General features: G+C 76.2%; 1 protein-coding gene and 1 pseudogene. Both read left to right on the forward strand.

Features of this window, described 5'->3' with window-relative positions; all coding sequences use genetic code 11:
• Positions 1-207 (forward strand): annotated as a pseudogene (locus ACFXGX_RS30785) (hypothetical protein); the annotation flags it as partial.
• Positions 208-455: 248 nt separating this feature from the next.
• A complete protein-coding gene (locus ACFXGX_RS30790) occupies positions 456-815 on the forward strand; it encodes a hypothetical protein (RefSeq protein WP_384797453.1) in 360 nt (119 codons plus the stop codon).
• Positions 816-924: the final 109 nt, after the last annotated feature.

Below are 924 nucleotides of genomic sequence, written 5' to 3' on the forward strand. Positions count from 1 at the left end.
GGCGGGGGGTGCCTGCCCCACCGGGGGAACCTGGACCCCGAGGGCTGGCGCGCCCCCGCCAACACGCTCCACCCGGTGATCGTGTTCGCGGCGCCGGTCGGTTCGATCGGCCGCCAGCCGCGGGAGGACCTGCTGCGCGACGCGCTCGACAAGGCGGCGGCCAACGGCAAGCTGGTCGCGGCGGCGATGCCGCTCGCCGGCATCTGAGGCCGGCCGACGGGCGGGGCGGGGAACCGCGGGCGGGCGGCCGAAGTCGGCCGCCCCGGGGTGCCCGCGCGGTTCCCCGCGCCCCCGCGCGCGCCGGTCACTCCGGACGGCCCGCGAAAGGGCCGTTCCGGCCGCATCCGTTGGGCAGCGGGGTCGTTGGCACGTACGTGCACACCTACGACGTCCCCGGCCACCGGTCCTTCCAGCCGGTCCCCGCCTCTGGCTCCCCCCTCCGTTCGAGCAGAGAGGTGCAGGCGTCGAGTCCGGCGCTGGACTCCCATCCGGGCGGCTCTTCGGCCACGCCGATCTACGACGCGCTCTACGCCGAGTGGATCAGGGCGTTCAGGACCCTGCCCGGCGACCGTCACGGGGAGGAGAACATGGGCTTCAAGGCCTTCGGGATCCTCGGGCGCGGTTCGAACTCGTTCAGCTCGTCGGGCACGTACAGCTCGTACAGCGCGGGAGCGCAGACGGCCCGGCAGATCGCCGCACAGCACGGGCACACCTCGACCACGACATCCGTCTGGCAGCCGGGCTCCGGCCGGCACGGCACCGGGATGCACCACATCCCGGCCGCGCTGCCGCCCGCCCCGCGCAGGGGCATGTAGCGGCGAGGACCGTGAGCGAGGACGCGGGGGGGGGGGGGGGGCCCCCGCGGCGCCCCCCCCCCCCCGCGCCCGGGGGGGCGGTATTATTGTTTGTGCGGCGCCGCCGCGG

Origin of the sequence: Streptomyces sp. NPDC059371 (assembly GCF_042751995.1) — a bacterium.
In the GTDB taxonomy this organism is placed as follows: domain Bacteria; phylum Actinomycetota; class Actinomycetes; order Streptomycetales; family Streptomycetaceae; genus Streptomyces.